A 16,853-nucleotide genomic window follows, 5' to 3' on the forward strand; every position below is an offset into this window, starting at 1 on the left:
GCCAAAAGGGGGTACGATCGCGGCTTGCCCATGTCGTCCATGTTCCGCCACATGCCGCCTGCCGCTCCCCCCGCCTGGTTGAAAGCCGCGCCCGCGCTCTTCCTGCTTCTCTGGTCCAGCGGTTTCGTCGTGCTCAAAGTGGGCCTGGCCTATGCCGACCCCATGACGTTCCTGGCGCTGCGCTACGCCTGCGTGGTGCTGATACTTGCGCCCTTCATGCTGTTCCTGCGCCCGCCGCTGCCGCGCGGCGCCAGCGCCTGGGGCCATCTGGCGATGGTCGGACTGCTGTTGCAGGCAGGCTACTTCTGTTTCACCTACTTGTCTCTCAAGCAAGGCATGTCGGCGGGCGGCGTGGCGCTGATCACCTCGTTGCAACCTATCCTGATCGGCCTGCTGGCGCCGGCGATCGCGCACGAGAAAGTCGACGCCCGCCGCTGGGCAGGCCTGGGCCTGGGGGTGTCAGGCGCCGCGCTGGTGATCATCGCCAAGGCTTCGATCGATGTGCTCTCGCCGCTGGGCCTGGCGTTCGCCATCAGCGCCCTGCTCTGCATCACCGGCGGCACGCTGTATGAAAAACGCTATGGCGTGCAAACGCATCCCGTCACGTCCAACATGGTGCAGTACGCGGTCGGCCTGATCGCCACCGCGCCGCTGGCGTACTGGCTGGAGCCGATGCAAATCGAATGGACCGCCCCCCTGCTGGCTTCGCTGGCTTATCTGGTCGTGGGCAATTCGCTGGTGGCGATCACCTTGCTGCTGACCATGATCCGCTATGGCGAGGCCTCCCGCGTGTCGGCGCTGTTCTTCCTGGTGCCGCCCTGCACCGCCGTCATTGCGCTGATCATCCTGGACGAAGCCATTCCCGCGCTGGCCTGGCCGGGCATGGCCCTGGCGGCGCTCGGCATCCTGCTGGTGACGCGCACGGCGCGTACCGCTGCCAAGTAGAATGAGCGCCCCTCCAGGTCCCTGTCCATGAACGCTGTCGTTACCTCCGCCCTGCCGGTCTTCGCGCTGATCCTGACTGGCTGGCTCGCCGCCCGCTGGCGCATCCTGGGTTCCGGCGCCACCGACGCGCTGAACCGCTACGTCGTGTATCTGTCGCTGCCCGCGCTGCTGTTCCGCGCCATGACGCAGGTCGATCTGACGCATATGGCGCACTGGGGTTTCGTGGGCGCCTTCGCGGGCGGCATCGCCGTCACGTTCCTCGCCTCGTTTATCGGCGCGCGCCGCTCGCAGCGCGCGCTGACCGACCGTGGCATCCAGGGGCTGGCCGCGTCCTACGCCAACGCCGGCTACATGGGCATTCCGCTGTGCCTGGCGTTGCTCGGCCCTGACAGCATGGCGCCGGCCACCTTCACCACCCTGCTCACCGCAAGCGTGCTGTTCGGCTTTGCCATCGCCTTGATCGAGTTCGACCGCCAACAGACGCCCAATCTGTCCTTGACCCTGCTCAAGGTCGGCCGCGCGCTGCTGCGCAACCCCCTGCTGGCGGCTCCGCTGCTGGGCCTGGCCTGGGCCTTCACCGGCCTGGCGCTGCCGGAAGGCGTGGACCGCTACGTGGCCTTGCTGGGCGCGTCCGCCAGTCCCTGCGCGCTGGTCACGATCGGCCTGTTCCTGGCGCAGACGGAAACGTCCAGTTCGGGACCCGGCGTCATGCGCCTGGTCGCCGGCAAGCTGCTGCTGCAGCCCGCCGTCACGGCGGTGCTGGCGTTCTACGTCTTCGCCATGCCGCCGGTATGGGCCTGGACCGCCGTGCTGATGAGCGCGCTGCCCATCGGCACCGGCCCCTTCATGCTGGCGCAGATGTACGGGCGCGACGCCCGCGTAACCTCGCGCGCCATCCTGGTTTCCACCGTCGCATCGGTGCTGACCGTCAGCCTGCTGGTCGCCTGGATCAGCGCACACCCGATTTCCTGATCGTTCTTCATCATGCTGCTCGCCGTCGCCATCTTCGTACTTACCATCACGCTGGTCATCTGGCAGCCCAGGGGCCTGTCGATAGGCTGGAGCGCCGTGCTGGGCGCGGCGCTTGCCCTGGCCACGGGCGTGGTTCACCTGGCCGACATCGCGGACGTCTGGCGCATCGTCTGGAACGCCACCGCCACCTTCATCGCCATCATCGTCACCAGCCTGATCCTGGATGAGGCCGGCTTTTTCGAATGGTCGGCGCTGCACGTGGCGCGCTGGGGCGGCGGCCGCGGCCGGCTGCTTTTCGTGTTGATCGTGCTGCTGGGCGCCGCGGTTTCGGCGCTGTTCGCCAACGACGGCGCGGCGCTGATCCTTACGCCCATCGTCATGGAAATGCTGGTGGCGCTGGGCTTCGGCCCCGGCGCTTCGCTGGCCTTCGTGATGGCCGCGGGCTTCATCGCGGACACGGGCAGCATCGCATTGATCGTATCCAATCTGGTCAACATCGTGTCGGCCGACTTCTTCAATATCGGCTTCGGCGAGTACGCATCGGTGATGCTGCCGGTAAACCTGATGGCCGTGGCGTCCACGCTGGCGGTACTGCTGCTGTTCTTCCATCGCAGCATTCCGCCGCGCTACGACGTGAGCCAACTGCCCGCGCCCGCCTCCGCGATCCGCGACCTGACCACGTTCCGCGCCGGCTGGGTCGTGCTGACCCTGCTGCTGGCGGGCTTTTTCATCCTGGAACCCATGGGCATCCCGGTCAGCGCCATCGCCGCCGTCGGCGCGCTGGGCCTGCTGCTGATCGCGGGACGACAGCACATCGTCGGCACGCGCCGCATCATGCGCGAGGCGCCCTGGCACATCGTGGTGTTCTCGCTGGGCATGTACCTGGTGGTGTATGGCCTGCGCAACGCCGGGCTGACCGCGCACCTGGCGCAAGTGCTGGACCGGTGCGCCGAGTATGGCGTCTGGGGCGCGGCGATGGGTACGGGCCTGATCACCGCCTTCCTGTCGTCCATCATGAACAACCTGCCCACCGTGCTGGTGGGCGCGTTGTCGATTGCGGACACCAGCGCCACCGGCGCGGTGAAGGACGCGATGATCTACGCCAATATCATCGGCAGCGATCTGGGCCCCAAGATCACGCCGATCGGCAGCCTGGCCACGCTGCTGTGGCTGCACGTGCTGGCGCGCAAGGGCCTGCGCATCACCTGGGGCTACTATTTCAAGGTAGGCATCGTCCTGACCCTGCCGGTGCTGCTGCTGACGCTGGCCGCCCTGGCTTGGCGCCTGCAATAAGCGCCTATATAGCTTTTAGTTATATAAAAGGCATTAATTGGTGGTTTGATCCAAGCGTCCACCGCTTTAGACTTTCAAACATCACACGGGTGCCTGCGCGCGCCCGTTTTTGCTTTCTTACGTATCAAGATCCCGGGACTCGCCCATGAGCACCAACGCCTCGACTCTCCCCCTGCCTACCTCGGCCCTGCCGCCCATCCAGATCAACCGCAAGCCGCTGTGGATCGCCGTGCTGCTGGTGCTGGCAGGCGCCCTGTACCTGCATGAGACCGTCAGTTGGCGCCAGGGCGCGCTGTGGGTCGTCGGCGCGCTGCTGGGCGTGACCCTGTACCACGCCTCCTTCGGCTTCACGCAGGCCTGGCGCGTGTTCGTGTCCGATCGCCGCGGCGCGGGGCTGCGCGCGCAGATGCTGATGCTGGCCGCAGGCGTGCTGCTGTTCTTCCCCTTCCTGGCAGCCGGCACGTTGTTCGGCCAACCCGTCAGCGGCTTCGTGTCGCCCCCGGGAGTCTCTGTCCTGCTGGGCGCCTTCCTGTTCGGCATCGGCATGCAGCTGGGCGGCGGTTGCGCCTCGGGCACGCTGTTCGCAGTCGGCGGCGGCAACACGCGCATGGTGGTCACGCTGCTGTTCTTCATCATCGGCTCGGTCATTGCGACCGCCAACTTCGGCTGGTGGTCGAACCTGCCGGCGCTGGCGCCGACCTCGCTGATCAAGACCTGGGGACTGGCGCCCGCGCTGGCCATCAACCTGGCCGTGTTCGCGCTGATCGCGTGGGCAGCCACGGCGTTGGAGAAGCGCCGCCACGGCCATGTGATTTCGTTCGCCTCGCGTACCGCGCGCCCGGCGTCCCTGCTGCAAGGCCCCTGGCCGCTGATCTGGGGCGGCGTGGCGCTGGTAGTGCTGAACTTCGCCACGCTGGCGCTGGCTGGCCGCCCCTGGGGCATCACCTCCGCCTTTGCGCTGTGGGGCGCCAAGACCCTGGACGCCTTCGGCGGCGACGTGGCCACCTGGGCCTACTGGGCCAAGCAGCCCTCGCTGGCCGCGCCGCTGCGCCAGGACGTCACCACCGTCATGGACATCGGCCTGATGCTGGGCGCGCTTGCCGCCGCCAGCGCCGCCGGCAAGTTCGCCCCCATCTGGAAGGTGCCGGCCCGCTCGCTGGCCGGCGCCGTCATCGGCGGCCTGCTGCTGGGCTATGGTTCGCGCCTGGCCTTCGGCTGCAATATCGGCGCCTATTTCAGCGGCATCCTGTCGGGCAGCCTGCACGCCTGGCTGTGGCTGCCGGCCGCCTTCGCCGGCAGCGCCCTGGGCGTGCGCCTGCGCCCGGCCTTCGGCCTCGCCGTCGAAAAGACCCCGGCGGCGTCCAGCTGCTGAGAAACAGTATTCCAGGACTGTCCGCCGGCACAGGGGGACAGCTCCTGGTGTATGGTTGCTCCATCCCGAAATACGGAGATGGACATGAGCTGGATTTTCGGCCGCTACACGGCTTTTTTACTGACCCTGATCGGCGCCGCAATCACCGCCGCCCTGGCCGCGACCAGCTCGCCCTGGTGGCTTTGGCTGGCCGTGCCGCTGACGCTGCTGGCCGCGCTGGGCGTCTATGACCTGGCACAGACACGCCACGCCATCCGCCGCAACTATCCGGTCCTGGGCAATCTGCGGTTCCTGTTCGAATTCATCCGGCCCGAGATCCGCCAGTACTTCCTGGAAGACGACACTCAGGCCGCGCCGTTCTCGCGCGCGCAGCGCTCCATCGTCTACCAGCGCGCCAAGCGCGAGATCGACAAGCGTCCCTTCGGCACCCAGGAAGACGTCTACGGCGATCGCTACGAATGGATCAACCATTCCATGTCGCCGTCGCAAATCCCCGACATCGACTTCCGCGTCACGGTGGGCGGCCCCGAATGCAAGCAGCCCTACTCCATGTCCGCGTTCAACGTGTCGGCCATGAGCTTCGGCGCCTTGTCGGCCAACGCCGTCCTGGCCCTGAACGAAGGTGCGCGCCAGGGCAACTTCGCACACGACACCGGCGAAGGCGGCATCAGCCGCTATCACCGCCAGCCGGGCGGCGGCCTGGTCTGGAACATCGGCTCTGGCTACTTCGGCTGCCGCGACGAACACGGCGCTTTCTCCGAAGAGGCCTTCGTCAAGAATGCCTGTACGCCGCAGGTCAAGATGATCGAGATCAAGCTGTCGCAAGGCGCCAAACCCGGCCATGGCGGCATCCTGCCCGCGGGCAAGGTGACGCCGGAGATCGCCGAAGCGCGCGGCGTCGTGGCCTGGCAGGACTGTAATTCGCCGGCCACCCATTCCGCCTTCGATTCGCCCATCGGCCTGATGAAGTTCGTGGCGCGCCTGCGCGAACTGTCCGGCGGCAAGCCGGTGGGCTTCAAGTTCTGCGTGGGCCACCCTTGGGAGTGGTTCGCCATCGTCAAGGCCATGCTGGAAACCGGCATCACGCCGGATTTCATCGTGGTGGACGGGGCCGAGGGCGGCACCGGCGCCGCGCCCGTGGAGTTCGTCGACCACGTCGGCACGCCGCTGCGCGAGGCTCTGCGCCTGGTCCACAACACGCTGATCGGCGTGAACCTGCGCGACCGCATCAAGCTGGGCGCGTCCGGCAAGATCATCACCGCTTTCGACATGGCCCGCGTCATGGCCATGGGCGCGGACTGGTGCAACGCCGCGCGCGGCTTCATGTTCGCCATCGGCTGCATCCAGGCCCAGGCCTGCCACACCGGCAAATGCCCCACCGGCGTCACGACCCAAGACCCGCTGCGCCAGCGCGCGCTGGTGGTGCCGGACAAGGCGCAGCGCGTGGCGAACTTCCACCGCAACACGCTGCATGCACTGGCGGAACTGCTTGCCGCGGCCGGCCTGACCCACCCCGGCCAGCTGCGCCCGCACCATATCGCGCGCCGCATCTCCTCCAGCGAAATCCGGCTGCTGTCGGCCCTGTTCCCGGAACTCGCGCCCGGCGAACTGCTGCGCGGAGAATTCCGCCACCAGGTGTTCCGCGCGGGCTGGGCCATGGCCCAGGCCAGTTCGTTCCAGCCTACCCACGACATCACAACCGCATTGGCGCAAGAACATGCCGCCCATGCCACGCCGGCCGCCGCACAGGTCTGATCCGGCTGGCGCCAGGCACTACAGCCAGCGCTCGAACATGCGCGAGAAGAACTCCATCGAACGGTCACCCACGCCCCTGGCCTGCCAGGTCTCGGGCGTGATCCGCACCGACTCGGCGAGATCGCGCTGGAACAGCGCCTCCATTTCGGCCGCGAATTCAGGCCCCAGCACTACGGCATTGATTTCGTAGTTCAGCGCAAAGCTGCGCCAATCCAGATTGCTGGACCCCACCGTGGACCACACGCCGTCCACCACCGCGGTCTTGGCATGCAAGAGCGCATCGCGCCGCTCGTAGATTTTCACGCCGGCCCGCAGCAGGTCCGTATAGTGCGAGCGTCCCGCATGGAACACCAGCGACGAGTCGCTGAAGCCAGGCAACACCAGCGCCACGTCGACGCCGCGCCGGGCCGCGTCCGTCAGGACTTCGATGAAGGCGGGATCCGGCACGAAGTACGCCATGGTGATATGGATGTATTCCTGCGCGCTTTCAAACGCCGACATCAGCGTCAGGTACACGGTGTAGCCATCGCTGCGGTCCGGCTGATTGGCCAGTATCCGCACCGTCGTTGCACCCACGGGCGGCGCCACCTGTGAATCGCCCCCCTTGATCGGCTCCTTGGACTGGGATTCCCAACCCGCGCGGATGACCTGCTCCAGCTGGGCCACTGCGGGCCCTTCGATGCGCAGATGCGTGTCGCGCCAGGGCGCCGCCTTGGCGTCTGTGGCTGCCGGTGAATCGGCTTTGCCGGCGCCCTTTCCCGACCCCGACCCCGAGCCCGAACCCGAACCTGATCCAGATCCTGGCGAGGACTCGTAGACGCTGCTCACGTTGATGCCGCCCAGATAGCCGACCTTGCCGTCCACGACCAGCACCTTGCGATGGTTGCGTTGGTTCGGCGACCAGCCCGCACGGCCGCTCGCCGGGTTGACCGGATTGAAGATCGCGACTTGTACGCCCGCATCGCGCAGGCGCTGGAACAAGGCATCGGGCGTCTTGATCGTGCCGACCGCGTCGACCATCAAGGACACTTCGGCGCCGCGGTTGCGCGCCGCAATCAGGGCTTCGGCAAAGCGCGAACCCTCGGCATCGTCATCGAAGATATAGGTTTCCATGTGCACGTACCGGCGGGCCTGCGCGATGGACTGCAGCATGGCGCGGTAGGTGCTGGGGCCGTCCGCCAGCAGCCGGACACGGTTGCCGGCCACCAATGGCGCGCCGCTGACTGCCTGCTCGACAGCAAGGTGACGCGCGAGAAAATCGCTCTTGGGAGTCCGCGGATCGGCGGCGATGCCCTGCCCGCGGCGATAGCTGTCTGACGCCGCGTCGGCCGACAGACTGGCCTGCGATGCGCGCGCGCGGCGCTCCTGCGAGTCAGGAACGCTGGCGCAGGCCGCAAGCAAGACCGCGCACACCAGCGGCAACAGGAGCCGGCGTGCGCGGGCCATCCACGGCCACCAATCCCGCCGCAATCCCGACCGGCGCGCAGCCCCGGGCGGCTTCATGGCGTCAGGGCTTAGCGGCGGCCGCCCGAGGCCAGGAGGCAGCCTAGCAAGGCGCCCACCAGCGCCGCTACGCCCACCGACTTCCAGGCATGTTCATGCACGTACTCGTCAGCATAGGCGGTTGCGCGGCGCGCGCGTTCCCGCGCCGCGCCCTCCCAATCGCCGGCGGACTCGCGCGCGTCGGCCAATTGGCGCTTCAGGCGAGCTCGCGCCGACTCGATCTCGGAGCCCGTATACGACGCCGTCGACCGCAGCAGGTCTTCCGTACCCGCCAGCAATTCGTGGAAGCTGTCGCTCACCCGTTCACGGTGCAGGGCCATTTCGGCGCGTTGATGCTTTCGGTTCATGGTCGCTCCTTGTAATTGTCGGGCCTCGCGGAGTCGGGCCGCCTGATGCGATGCAACACGCCGCATTCACGTGCCTGTGCAACGCAAGATGCCATTGTGACCGCCATCGCCCGACCCCGCCCGAGCTTTGGCAACCAGCCGTAAACCGATATTTCAACGCAAGCAAAAGTATCGCGTGTATCCGCTGCGACGCCCGGTGGCCGGTCTCCTCGCAAGCCTCTTCCAAATTCGTAAAAGTCCATTGCATTCAGCGGCTTGGCGCTTGACACCAGCCCCGCCCCGACGGCCACAATAGACTTTTGCAATGCGCCAGAACCGCCTGGTCTGAGCCTCCCAACGCCGCGCCTCCCGACCGCCAGCCGCCCCATCCGAGGCGCCCCGGCGACGGGCCGTCCCGACGACAGAAAAGGAACAGGACGCATGGTTTCGCCTTCCGCACTGTTTGCCCCCGCCGCGCCGAAATTCATCGCGCAAGAGTCGCAGCCTCCCAGCGCCGAGCAGCTTGAACTGCACGAAGGCTTGGTGGCGCGCCACGCGCACATCGATCCCAAGTTCCTCTATGACGCGCTGGGTTCGGCGCTCTTCACCGCCATCACGCAGCTCCCTGAGTACTACCCGACGCGCTGCGAGTCCGAGATCTTCCAGCGCCACGGCGCCGATATTGCGCGCCACGTCGGACCGGTGCTCTCGATGATCGACCTGGGCGCGGGCGATTGCGTCAAGGCTGAACGCCTGTTCCCCAGCCTGCGTCCGCGTCATTACGTGCCCATCGACATCTCGGCCGACTACCTGCAAGCGGCAGTGCGCCGCCTGCAGCTGTCCTACCCTGACCTGCAAATCACCGCCATCGGCCAGGACTTCACGCACGCGTTGGCTCTGCCGGCCAGCATTCCTGCCGAACAGCGGCTGTTCTTCTATCCCGGCTCCAGCATCGGCAACCTCAGCCCCGCGGACGCGCACGCCATGCTGCGGCGAATCCGCGGACAGTGCGCGGGCGGCGGCTTGCTGGTCGGCGTGGACCGCGTCAAGCCCAAACAAGTGCTGGAGCCCGCCTACGACGATGCGCTGCACCTGACCGCGGCCTTCAACCTGAACCTGCTGCGGCACGTGAACAGCGTGCTGGACGCCGATTTCGACGTGGACGACTGGCGCCATGTGGCGCTGTTCAACAGCGCCGACTCGCGCATCGAAATGCATCTGGAAGCGTTGCGCGCAGTGCGCGTAGCCTGGCCAGGCGGCGCGCGCGCGTTCGGCGCCGGCGAACGCATCCACACTGAAAACTCCTACAAGTTCACTCCCCAAGCCTTCGCCGACCTGCTGCAAAGCGCCGGCTACCGCGACGTCGCGCACTGGTCGGATTCCCGCGGCTGGTTCTCGATTTTCAGCGCCCGCGCATAACGCGGGCCTGCCCTCAACGCCACTGGAGGATCGCCATGGAACCTGCGTGCCTGCTGACTCACCCTGCCACCGGACCTTACGCTGCCGGCCAGGCGGGCCAGCACGACCGCTACGACGCGGTGCGCTCGACCAGCACGGCCCTGGCCGCCCCGCTGAGTCCCGAGGATTGCCAGGTGCAATCCATGCCGGACTGCAGCCCGGTCAAATGGCATCTGGCCCACACCACCTGGTTCTTCGAGACCTTTCTGCTGACACGCTTTCACCCGTCCTATGCGGTCTTCCATCCGCAGTACCGCATGCTGTTCAACTCCTACTACAACGCCGTCGGCGCCAAGCATCCGCGTCCGCGCCGCGGCCTGCTGTCGCGTCCCGCGCTGACGGAAGTGCAGCACTACCGCCGGCATGTGGACGGCGCGATGCATGAACTGATCTCGCGGCTAGGCGGCAACGATCCTGCCTTCGACGCCTTGTTGGAACTGGGCCTGAATCATGAGCAGCAGCACCAGGAGCTGATCCTGACCGACCTGAAGCACATGCTGTCGGCCAACCCGCTCAAGCCGGCCTACGTCGCACCCGGCCCGCCTGCACTGCCGCCCTCCACACCCGCCGGCTGGACGCGCTATGCCGGCGGCATCACCCGCATCGGCCATGACGGCAATGGCTTTGGTTTCGACAACGAAGGTCCGGCCCATGACGTGCTGCTGGCCCCGTTCTACCTGGCCGACCGGTTGGTGACCCAGCATGAGTACCTGGCCTTCATCCGGGACGGCGGCTACAAGCGGCCCGAACTCTGGCTGTCGCTGGGCTGGGACATGGTCTGCGCTGAAGGCTGGCGCGCGCCGCTCTACTGGGAAGGACAGCGCGACGATTGGCGCATCTTCACGCTGCGCGGCATGCAGGAACTCGAACTGCAGGCGCCGGTCACGCACGTCAGCTATTTCGAGGCCGATGCCTACGCCCGCTGGGCGCGCGTGCGGCTGCCGCGCGAAGCCGAATGGGAACATGCCGCCCGCCAACTGCCCGAAGGCGCGCTGGCCGGGCGCGCCAACATGCTGGAGAACGGCCACCTGGACACGCGCCCGGCCCCTGCGCGCAACGGCACGGGCGGCCCCGTGCAACTATTCGGCGACGCCTGGGAATGGACCTCCAGCGCCTACGACGCTTACCCCGGCTTCAAACCCGACAACGGCGCGGTAGGTGAATACAACGGCAAGTTCATGTGCAACCAGTACGTCTTGCGAGGCGGCTCCTGCGCCACGCCCAGGGACCACATCCGCCCCAGCTACCGCAATTTTTTCCCGCCCGAGGCCCGCTGGCAGTTCTCGGGCATCCGGCTGGCGCGAGACGCCTGAGGCGTTTCTTTAAAATTTGATCGCTGATCGCTTGCACGCATCAAAAATTTCGTGCTAGAATTTCGTTCTTCGTTGATCACTGATTGCGACACAGATGTGACGCAAATCCAGGGATTAATCGAAATGGCGCATTAGCTCAGCCGGTTAGAGCGACGGAATCATAATCCGCAGGTCCCCTGTTCGAATCAGGGATGCGCCACCAAGATTCAAAGCCCGGAACCACTTTGGTGGCTCCGGGCTTTTTCGTTGTGGCGCCCGATCTCGGCGCATTCGAAGCCCCCTATCTTCAGGGCAACCGCACCGCGTCGCGCCGCCTCCCGCCCCAGGTCGCCGCCAGACTGGCCACGAAGGCGCCGATCAGCATCGAGGCGAAGCCCCACAGCGCGAATGCTGCCGCGGCCTTGCGGGCCTGGTCTGCGGCCTCCTTGGCCTTTTGCCGGGCGTCGTCGGCAGCCTGTTTCATGTTCTGCACGGCCTGTTCGACGCGGCGCTGCGCCGCCGCCGGCTCCATGCCGGTCTGCGCAGCCACGACCTTCACGACATAGTCGCGGTCCTCGCCCGTCATCGAGCCGCGCGCCGCGCTCATCGCCATGATGCGGCCCACCTCTACTCTCGCGCCGTTGCGGTCGGCGCTGGCGTCGGGCCGTTCGGAACGCAGCAAGGCGTCTGAAAAATAGCCCTGCATCTGCGACATTCCCTCGCTCCCGCCCGCGGCAGCGGCGGCTGTCGCAGCGGTGCCGGCGCCGGCCGCAACGGCTGCGCCCGCCTTGGCGACGCCCGAAGCCAAGGCCGCGATGGAAGCGCCCAGCAACACGGCGCTGACGACCGCGCTCAACGCCCACACCAGAAAGCCGTGCGCTGTGTCGCGGAAGTAAACCTCGTCAGAGTGCACGTCGACCCATTTGGTGCGCAGCCGCCCCGCGACGTAGCCGCCGATGCCATAGGCAACGATCTGCGTGGCCAGCATCCACACGATGAGGCCGATGCCTATTGCAGGCGCAGTCGCGCCCTCGCCGCTCCAGGGTGAAACAGAAAGAAAGCCCAGCCCGGTGCCGCCAGCGAACAATGCCAGGGAAAGGGCTGCGGCGATGACCGCCCCGGCGATCACCGCGGCCCAGGATACGGCGGAGATGGCGGACTCCCTCGGCGGCACGCCGCCGGGATAGGGCTGGCTCAATGAAGTTGCGTTTTCCATGGATCTGTTCCTTGTTCACGGTTCATCGCGGCTGCTCGAATACGTGCCGCCGCGGCGGAAAACCTCTGGGGTCAATGCCAAAAAAGCGCCAGCAGAATGATGATGGGAATGGGCACGCCCAACAGCCACAGCAAGATGGAACGCATAAAGCCTCCTTGGATGATGTCCTGCGCGTTGCGCGCAGCGCTCAGGCCAGGTCGATCGTGCCGGGCGCGCGCGGATTCGGCGGCGGCTGCACGGGATCGATGACGTCGGGATCTCTGCGCGGCCGCGTCGGATCCAGCGGCGGGTCGTCCGGCGGCGGATTGCTGGGAAAGGCGGGATCGTCGGGTTCGGGCGGGTCGCCCCCGCCGGGTTCGCGATGCATGGACTGGGACATGGCTTGCTCCTGAAAGCGGCGCCAGGCGCGCCGCCCAGTCCCATCAGCAAACCGCATTCCCGGCCCGTTGCGCGGGAATGCAAAAAAGCCCTCTGTGCGAGGGCTTTCAGGCGTGCGCAGCCGGCGGGGTCAGGATTTGCTCTTGCCTTCCCTGGCCGGTTCGGCGGCTTTCTGCCCGCCGCTGCCCAGGAACTCAACGACGGCGGCCTTGCCCGCGGCGGAGGCTTCGTCCTGGCTGGCATAACGCCTGGGCGAATAATTGGTGCTGCGCACATTGCCGGATTCGGGATCAAACAAGGTGATGATCCAGGCGAATTCTCCCGGCATCAATTGCCTGACTTGCAACGTGGCGCGCGTGCCTGGGCGCAGTTGCGGCATGGGGCGGCCTTTAACGTGACTCGACGCCGCCATCGTAGCGCAAGACGCGCCGGCGCAAACCCGGCGCTGGCGACACGGCCATGAATGCTGCGACCGCACATGAATTCATGCTGCACACCCCGCAGCAAAAACACCACAAACCGCGCATTGCGTCAGGAAAACCCTAGGGCCGGTTGCGCCAATACAGGCGCACAATCAATACAAACATCTAGACCGCTCAGCGGCAGCCGCATCCCTTTAATCAGGCGAGGACGGAGACAACATGACTTATGTAGCAGTGGTTATCAGCTGTTTGATGGTTGTGGGTATCGTCGCGTTGGTGATTCAAACGGTTCAAAGCGCAGGGTCCGAACCCTGGCTGAGAATCTCGGCGGCGATTACCAGTTCCTTGTTTGCTTCACTCTTGTTGATTCCGCTCGGATACGCGGTCGCGCAGACCGTGCTGATCGAATAATTCCATCATTGCAACGCATGCGCCTGGGGCTACGCGCCCCGGGCGGCTTTGCCGCGCGTTGCGGCCCAGCACAGCAGCGACCCGGCGGTCACCATGGCCACGCCCTGCCAGAACGACGCGGTCAGGCGGGTCGACAGCCACACGGCGGCAAAGAATGTTGAAAACACCGGGGTGAAGTAGGACGCCGTGGCCAGCAAGGTCAGGTTGCCTTTGAGTATCCCTACGTTCCACAGCGCATAGCCCGCTGCCATGGCGCCGCCGGTCACCAGCAGCTCCAGCGTGGCGGGCCACGTGAAGGCCAACGCAGGCTCGGCGCCCGACAGGTACTTGATCCACAGGGCAAGCGCGGTCAGCATGAAGAACAAGGCAACGCCGTTCTTGCCATCGGCGAATCGCGTCGTGACGTTGCAATAGACGGCCCAGATCACGGCGCCGCTGAAGGCCAGCCCATAACTGAGGGGATTGCTGGACACGTTGGCGAGGGTGCGCTCCCAGGATAGCCCGCCGGATCCGCCCAGGACCCAGACGATGCCGGCAAGCGACAGCAGTATGCCGGGCACTACCCACGCATTGGCGCGCTGGCCATTGATGAGCATGGCCAGAATCACGGTAAAGCAGGGCCAGAGATAGTTGACGATACCCAGCTCGATCGCCTGCCCCCGATTGGCGGCGAATCCCAGGGAGAGCGAGAGGCAGATCTCGTAGGCAACGAACAGCAGGCTGCCGACGATGAGATAGGAACGCGGAAAGGTCCGCAGCTTCGGAAAGCCCAGCAGCAGCACCAGGAACGCCGAACCCGCCGTGTAAATGAGCGCGGCGCCGCCGACCGGCCCAAAGCTTTCGCTGACGCTGCGGATCAGGCCGACCACGGTGCCCCATAGCAGCACCGCCAGCAAGCCCAGTGAAGTCGCCGTGTTCCGGCTCAGGGAGAGTTGCATTACCGATTCCGATTGCCCGCCTTGGGGCGTCAAGCCGGGCAGTTTAGCGAAAAGCCGCACGTCCCGCGGCGGCGCTCCGCCTTGCAATGAAGCCAGCCCCCCCCCATATTCAGAATGCCCGCCGGAACAATGCAGAAAAAGGAGCAAGCGCCGCATGACCATATCCACACGCAGATTGAGCGACGTGCTGGCCAGCACGGAATCGGGCCGGCTCTACCGGATTGAGGTGTTCTTGCGGGCGGAAATGCCGGGAACAGCCGCGGCCCGGCCTAGCGCGGCCCGGCCTGACGCGGCCCGGCCTGACGCGGCCCGCTACATACACCGCACCACCGAGGGGGAGCTGGTGTTGCCGCTGGATCGGAACCGGTACAGGCTGAAATCGGGCGAAGTCCTGACCGCCCTGGCGCCGCCGCTCTCCGAGTCCTGAGGCGCGCGGAGCTACTGATCCGCCTCCACCCTGCGCTTGCCCTGTCCCTTGGCCTTGTACAGCGCCCGGTCCGCGCGCTCCAGCAATTCGCGCACGGTGACGCCGGATTGCGGATACACGGCAATGCCCACGCTGGCTGACACGGCGACAGTGACGTCGGGATACGGCAGGGACAGGTTTTCGACCAGCGCCTGCGCGACATGCCCGGCGTTTTCCTTGTCCGCGCCCAGCAGCAGGACCGCGAATTCATCGCCCCCAAGCCGCGCCGCCACGTCGGACACGCGGATCGCGTCAGCCATGCGCTCCGCCGCTTCCTGCAGCACGGCATCGCCGGCGGCGTGGCCATGCAGGTCGTTGACCGCCTTGAAGCCGTCCAGATCGATCGCCAGGATGGCGAAGGATTCGCCGCTGCGCTGCGCCACCGCCAGCTCGCGCAGCACCAATTCGTTGAACAGCACGCGGTTGCACAGGCCGGTCAGCGGATCGTAGTGCGCCAGGTGCTGGGCATGCGTCAGCATGCGCGAGGCCTGTACCAGGGCGCCGCCCACTTCCGCAACCTCTTTGACGCGCGTGCCCGGCACCGTCACCGCATGCCCCTTGCCCAGCGCCAGCGCCGGCGCGACCAGGCTCTGCACGGACGAGGTCAGGCGGCTGGCCAACCGCAAGGCCAGCAGCAAGCCCAGGCCGAAGGCCAGCAAGGTGCCCAGGGCAATCCAGGCGATGGAGCGGTAAAGATCCGTGGTCAGCAGACTCATCGGCGCGCCGGCGGCAACCGTCCAGCCGGATAACGACGAGCGGCTGAAGGCGGTGTAGACGGGCGTGCCTTCCTTGGTAATGGTTTCCAGCGAGCCCTCGCTTTCCTGCTGCACCGCCCGCGCCAGTTCGGGAACGGCCTTCTGGCCCACGAATTTCGAGGTGTCTCGTGTGCGCGCGAGGATCGTGCCGCTGTCGTCCAGCACGGCTGCCACCCAGCCGTCCGGCAGGGCGCGCCTGCCCAGCAGATTGCCGATGCGTTCAGGCAGGATGCCAACGTTCAAGCTGTATGCGACCTCGCCGTTGCGCAGCACCGGCACGCCCAGCGCAATCAGGGGGCCTTGATTGACCCTGCTGGTGAACAGCCCCGTCAGCACCGCCGTGCGCGTCTGGAAAACGTGGGCCAGCTCGGCGGACGCGCCGGTCGGCGGCAAGGCGTTGCCGAACGGCACGGACGTATTGATCAACTGGCGGCCATCCTTGTCGGTCAGGACATAGCTGTCGATGATCTGGAAACGCACGGATTCACGCGCCCGCCGATGAAAACCGGCCAGATCGCCGGCGACGAGATCTGGCGACGACGCCAGCATTTGCAGGCCGGCCTCCACGCCGGTGAGCTCGCGGTCGAGAATCGCGGTGAGATTGCGCGCCAGGAATATCGTGTCGCGGAAGATCCGCTCTTTCTGGATGACGTAGCTTTCGTAGACCGCCACGGACGCCATGACCAGCGCGGGCGTGATACACGCGAACACGAGTGTGAGCAGGCCCGTGCGCATGGAATAGCGGCGCGGCCGACGCGTCCGCGCGACGGCCAGGCTCTCGGCGTCAGCCACGGGGGCCTCGCCTTGCGACGTCCGCAAACGTCGGCCTGCCGATCGAAACCACACCTCTGGACCCATGCGCCTCCCGATACGCTCCGCTCGGCCCACGGCCAGAGGACGAACGAACGTCAGAAATTATTGCAGAAGTTCGCAATCGCACAATCCGCGCCATGGGAATCCCCTCGCCGCGTCAAGACGGATGTGGCGTAACTGGCGCGTCCCCAATTTACTACAGAGGCGCGCCGCCGGGTACGTCTACCGGTCTTCCAGATCCGGGGTGCCGGTGAACTGGGTCTTGAGCAGCGTCAGCGCCCCTTTTTCAGCCAGCGCCTCATTGGGAAACACATGCTTGGTGTCTTCCAGCACCGGGAATCCGAAGACCCGCACCCGGGCGTGGTAGCCGTCGGGCGTCTCGGCGAATTCGATGTCGAAGTTGCGTTCTTCGATCCAGCCCGATCGATGCAGTTTCCATTCCATGTCCGACGCGCTCCCGAAAAGTCGAGGTTGATACGACAGGCCGGCCCCGATGGAAGCCGGCCTGCTACACCATACACCCGTCTTGCAACGGACG

17 protein-coding genes and 1 tRNA gene are annotated in these 16,853 nt (G+C 66.3%); 10 read left to right on the top strand and 8 right to left on the bottom strand.

Translation table 11 applies throughout. From position 1 onward, the window contains the following. Positions 1–51 precede the first annotated feature (51 nt). The 5 genes from DXK93_RS15300 (at position 52) to DXK93_RS15320 (ending at position 6,337) form a co-directional block, all read left to right on the top strand. Entirely contained in the window at positions 52–945 is an 894-nt protein-coding gene (locus DXK93_RS15300) for a DMT family transporter (RefSeq protein ID WP_119450574.1), read from the top strand. Positions 946–972: 27 nt separating this feature from the next. Further along, positions 973–1,917, top strand: coding sequence for an AEC family transporter (locus DXK93_RS15305; RefSeq protein WP_054451124.1), 945 nt, complete (start codon positions 973–975; stop codon positions 1,915–1,917). A 12-nt stretch (positions 1,918–1,929) separates the two neighbouring features. Continuing rightward, on the top strand, positions 1,930–3,210 hold the full coding sequence (locus DXK93_RS15310; protein ID WP_054451123.1) for an arsenic transporter: 1,281 nt from the start codon (positions 1,930–1,932) through the stop codon (positions 3,208–3,210). Positions 3,211–3,355: 145 nt separating this feature from the next. Continuing rightward, positions 3,356–4,582 (top strand): YeeE/YedE family protein, encoded by a 1,227-nt coding sequence (locus DXK93_RS15315; protein WP_119450519.1) that lies wholly within the window; start codon positions 3,356–3,358, stop codon positions 4,580–4,582. 84 nt (positions 4,583–4,666) lie between these two features. Further along, positions 4,667–6,337, top strand: coding sequence for an FMN-binding glutamate synthase family protein (locus DXK93_RS15320; RefSeq protein ID WP_119450520.1), 1,671 nt, complete (start codon positions 4,667–4,669; stop codon positions 6,335–6,337). An 18-nt stretch (positions 6,338–6,355) separates the two neighbouring features. Here the strand turns inward: DXK93_RS15320 and DXK93_RS15325 are convergent, their stop codons facing one another. Further along, entirely contained in the window at positions 6,356–7,783 is a 1,428-nt protein-coding gene (locus DXK93_RS15325; protein WP_119450521.1) for a phospholipase D-like domain-containing protein, read from the bottom strand. A gap of 68 nt (positions 7,784–7,851) precedes the next feature. Further along, the gene (locus DXK93_RS15330; RefSeq protein ID WP_054451119.1) at positions 7,852–8,187 is read right to left on the bottom strand and encodes a YqjD family protein; all 336 of its coding nucleotides are present in this window, start codon (positions 8,185–8,187) and stop codon (positions 7,852–7,854) included. Between the two features lie 420 nt (positions 8,188–8,607). Between DXK93_RS15330 and egtD the strand changes: the two genes are divergently transcribed. The 3 genes from egtD to DXK93_RS15345 all read left to right on the top strand — a co-directional run bounded on the left by egtD (position 8,608) and on the right by DXK93_RS15345 (position 11,139). After that, the gene (gene egtD, locus DXK93_RS15335) at positions 8,608–9,585 is read left to right on the top strand and encodes an L-histidine N(alpha)-methyltransferase (RefSeq protein ID WP_054451118.1); all 978 of its coding nucleotides are present in this window, start codon (positions 8,608–8,610) and stop codon (positions 9,583–9,585) included. Positions 9,586–9,620: 35 nt separating this feature from the next. Next, positions 9,621–10,937, top strand: a complete 1,317-nt coding sequence (gene egtB / locus DXK93_RS15340; protein ID WP_054451117.1) for an ergothioneine biosynthesis protein EgtB — start codon at positions 9,621–9,623, stop codon at positions 10,935–10,937. Positions 10,938–11,062: 125 nt separating this feature from the next. Further along, a tRNA-Met gene (locus DXK93_RS15345) sits at positions 11,063–11,139 on the top strand. Positions 11,140–11,223: 84 nt separating this feature from the next. Here DXK93_RS15345 and DXK93_RS15350 read toward each other — a convergent pair. The 3 genes from DXK93_RS15350 to DXK93_RS15360 all read right to left on the bottom strand — a co-directional run bounded on the left by DXK93_RS15350 (position 11,224) and on the right by DXK93_RS15360 (position 12,889). Beyond that, positions 11,224–12,132: a hypothetical protein gene (locus DXK93_RS15350; RefSeq protein WP_054451116.1), complete on the bottom strand. Its 909-nt coding sequence runs from the start codon at positions 12,130–12,132 to the stop codon at positions 11,224–11,226. A 187-nt stretch (positions 12,133–12,319) separates the two neighbouring features. After that, positions 12,320–12,511 carry a hypothetical protein gene (locus DXK93_RS15355; RefSeq protein WP_119450522.1) on the bottom strand — a complete coding sequence of 64 codons (192 nt, stop codon included), beginning with the start codon at positions 12,509–12,511 and terminating at the stop codon, positions 12,320–12,322. A gap of 129 nt (positions 12,512–12,640) precedes the next feature. Continuing rightward, positions 12,641–12,889, bottom strand: a complete 249-nt coding sequence (locus DXK93_RS15360) for a hypothetical protein (RefSeq protein WP_119450523.1) — start codon at positions 12,887–12,889, stop codon at positions 12,641–12,643. A gap of 262 nt (positions 12,890–13,151) precedes the next feature. Here DXK93_RS15360 and DXK93_RS15365 point away from each other — a divergent pair, with 262 nt between their 5' ends. Continuing rightward, a complete protein-coding gene (locus tag DXK93_RS15365) occupies positions 13,152–13,343 on the top strand; it encodes a hypothetical protein (RefSeq protein WP_054451113.1) in 192 nt (63 codons plus the stop codon). A 29-nt stretch (positions 13,344–13,372) separates the two neighbouring features. Here the strand turns inward: DXK93_RS15365 and yddG are convergent, their stop codons facing one another. Then, positions 13,373–14,281 carry an aromatic amino acid DMT transporter YddG gene (gene yddG / locus DXK93_RS15370; RefSeq protein ID WP_054451112.1) on the bottom strand — a complete coding sequence of 303 codons (909 nt, stop codon included), beginning with the start codon at positions 14,279–14,281 and terminating at the stop codon, positions 13,373–13,375. A gap of 154 nt (positions 14,282–14,435) precedes the next feature. Here yddG and DXK93_RS15375 point away from each other — a divergent pair, with 154 nt between their 5' ends. Then, positions 14,436–14,708, top strand: a complete 273-nt coding sequence (locus DXK93_RS15375; protein WP_054451111.1) for a hypothetical protein — start codon at positions 14,436–14,438, stop codon at positions 14,706–14,708. Between the two features lie 11 nt (positions 14,709–14,719). Here the strand turns inward: DXK93_RS15375 and DXK93_RS15380 are convergent, their stop codons facing one another. Together DXK93_RS15380 and DXK93_RS15385 are read right to left on the bottom strand one after the other, a co-directional pair. Then, the gene (locus DXK93_RS15380; RefSeq protein WP_054451110.1) at positions 14,720–16,294 is read right to left on the bottom strand and encodes a diguanylate cyclase; all 1,575 of its coding nucleotides are present in this window, start codon (positions 16,292–16,294) and stop codon (positions 14,720–14,722) included. 243 nt (positions 16,295–16,537) lie between these two features. Continuing rightward, positions 16,538–16,759, bottom strand: a complete 222-nt coding sequence (locus DXK93_RS15385; RefSeq protein ID WP_054451109.1) for a hypothetical protein — start codon at positions 16,757–16,759, stop codon at positions 16,538–16,540. Positions 16,760–16,853: the final 94 nt, after the last annotated feature.

It is taken from the genome of Achromobacter sp. K91, assembly GCF_003576205.1.
Lineage (GTDB): Bacteria > Pseudomonadota > Gammaproteobacteria > Burkholderiales > Burkholderiaceae_B > Achromobacter > Achromobacter aegrifaciens.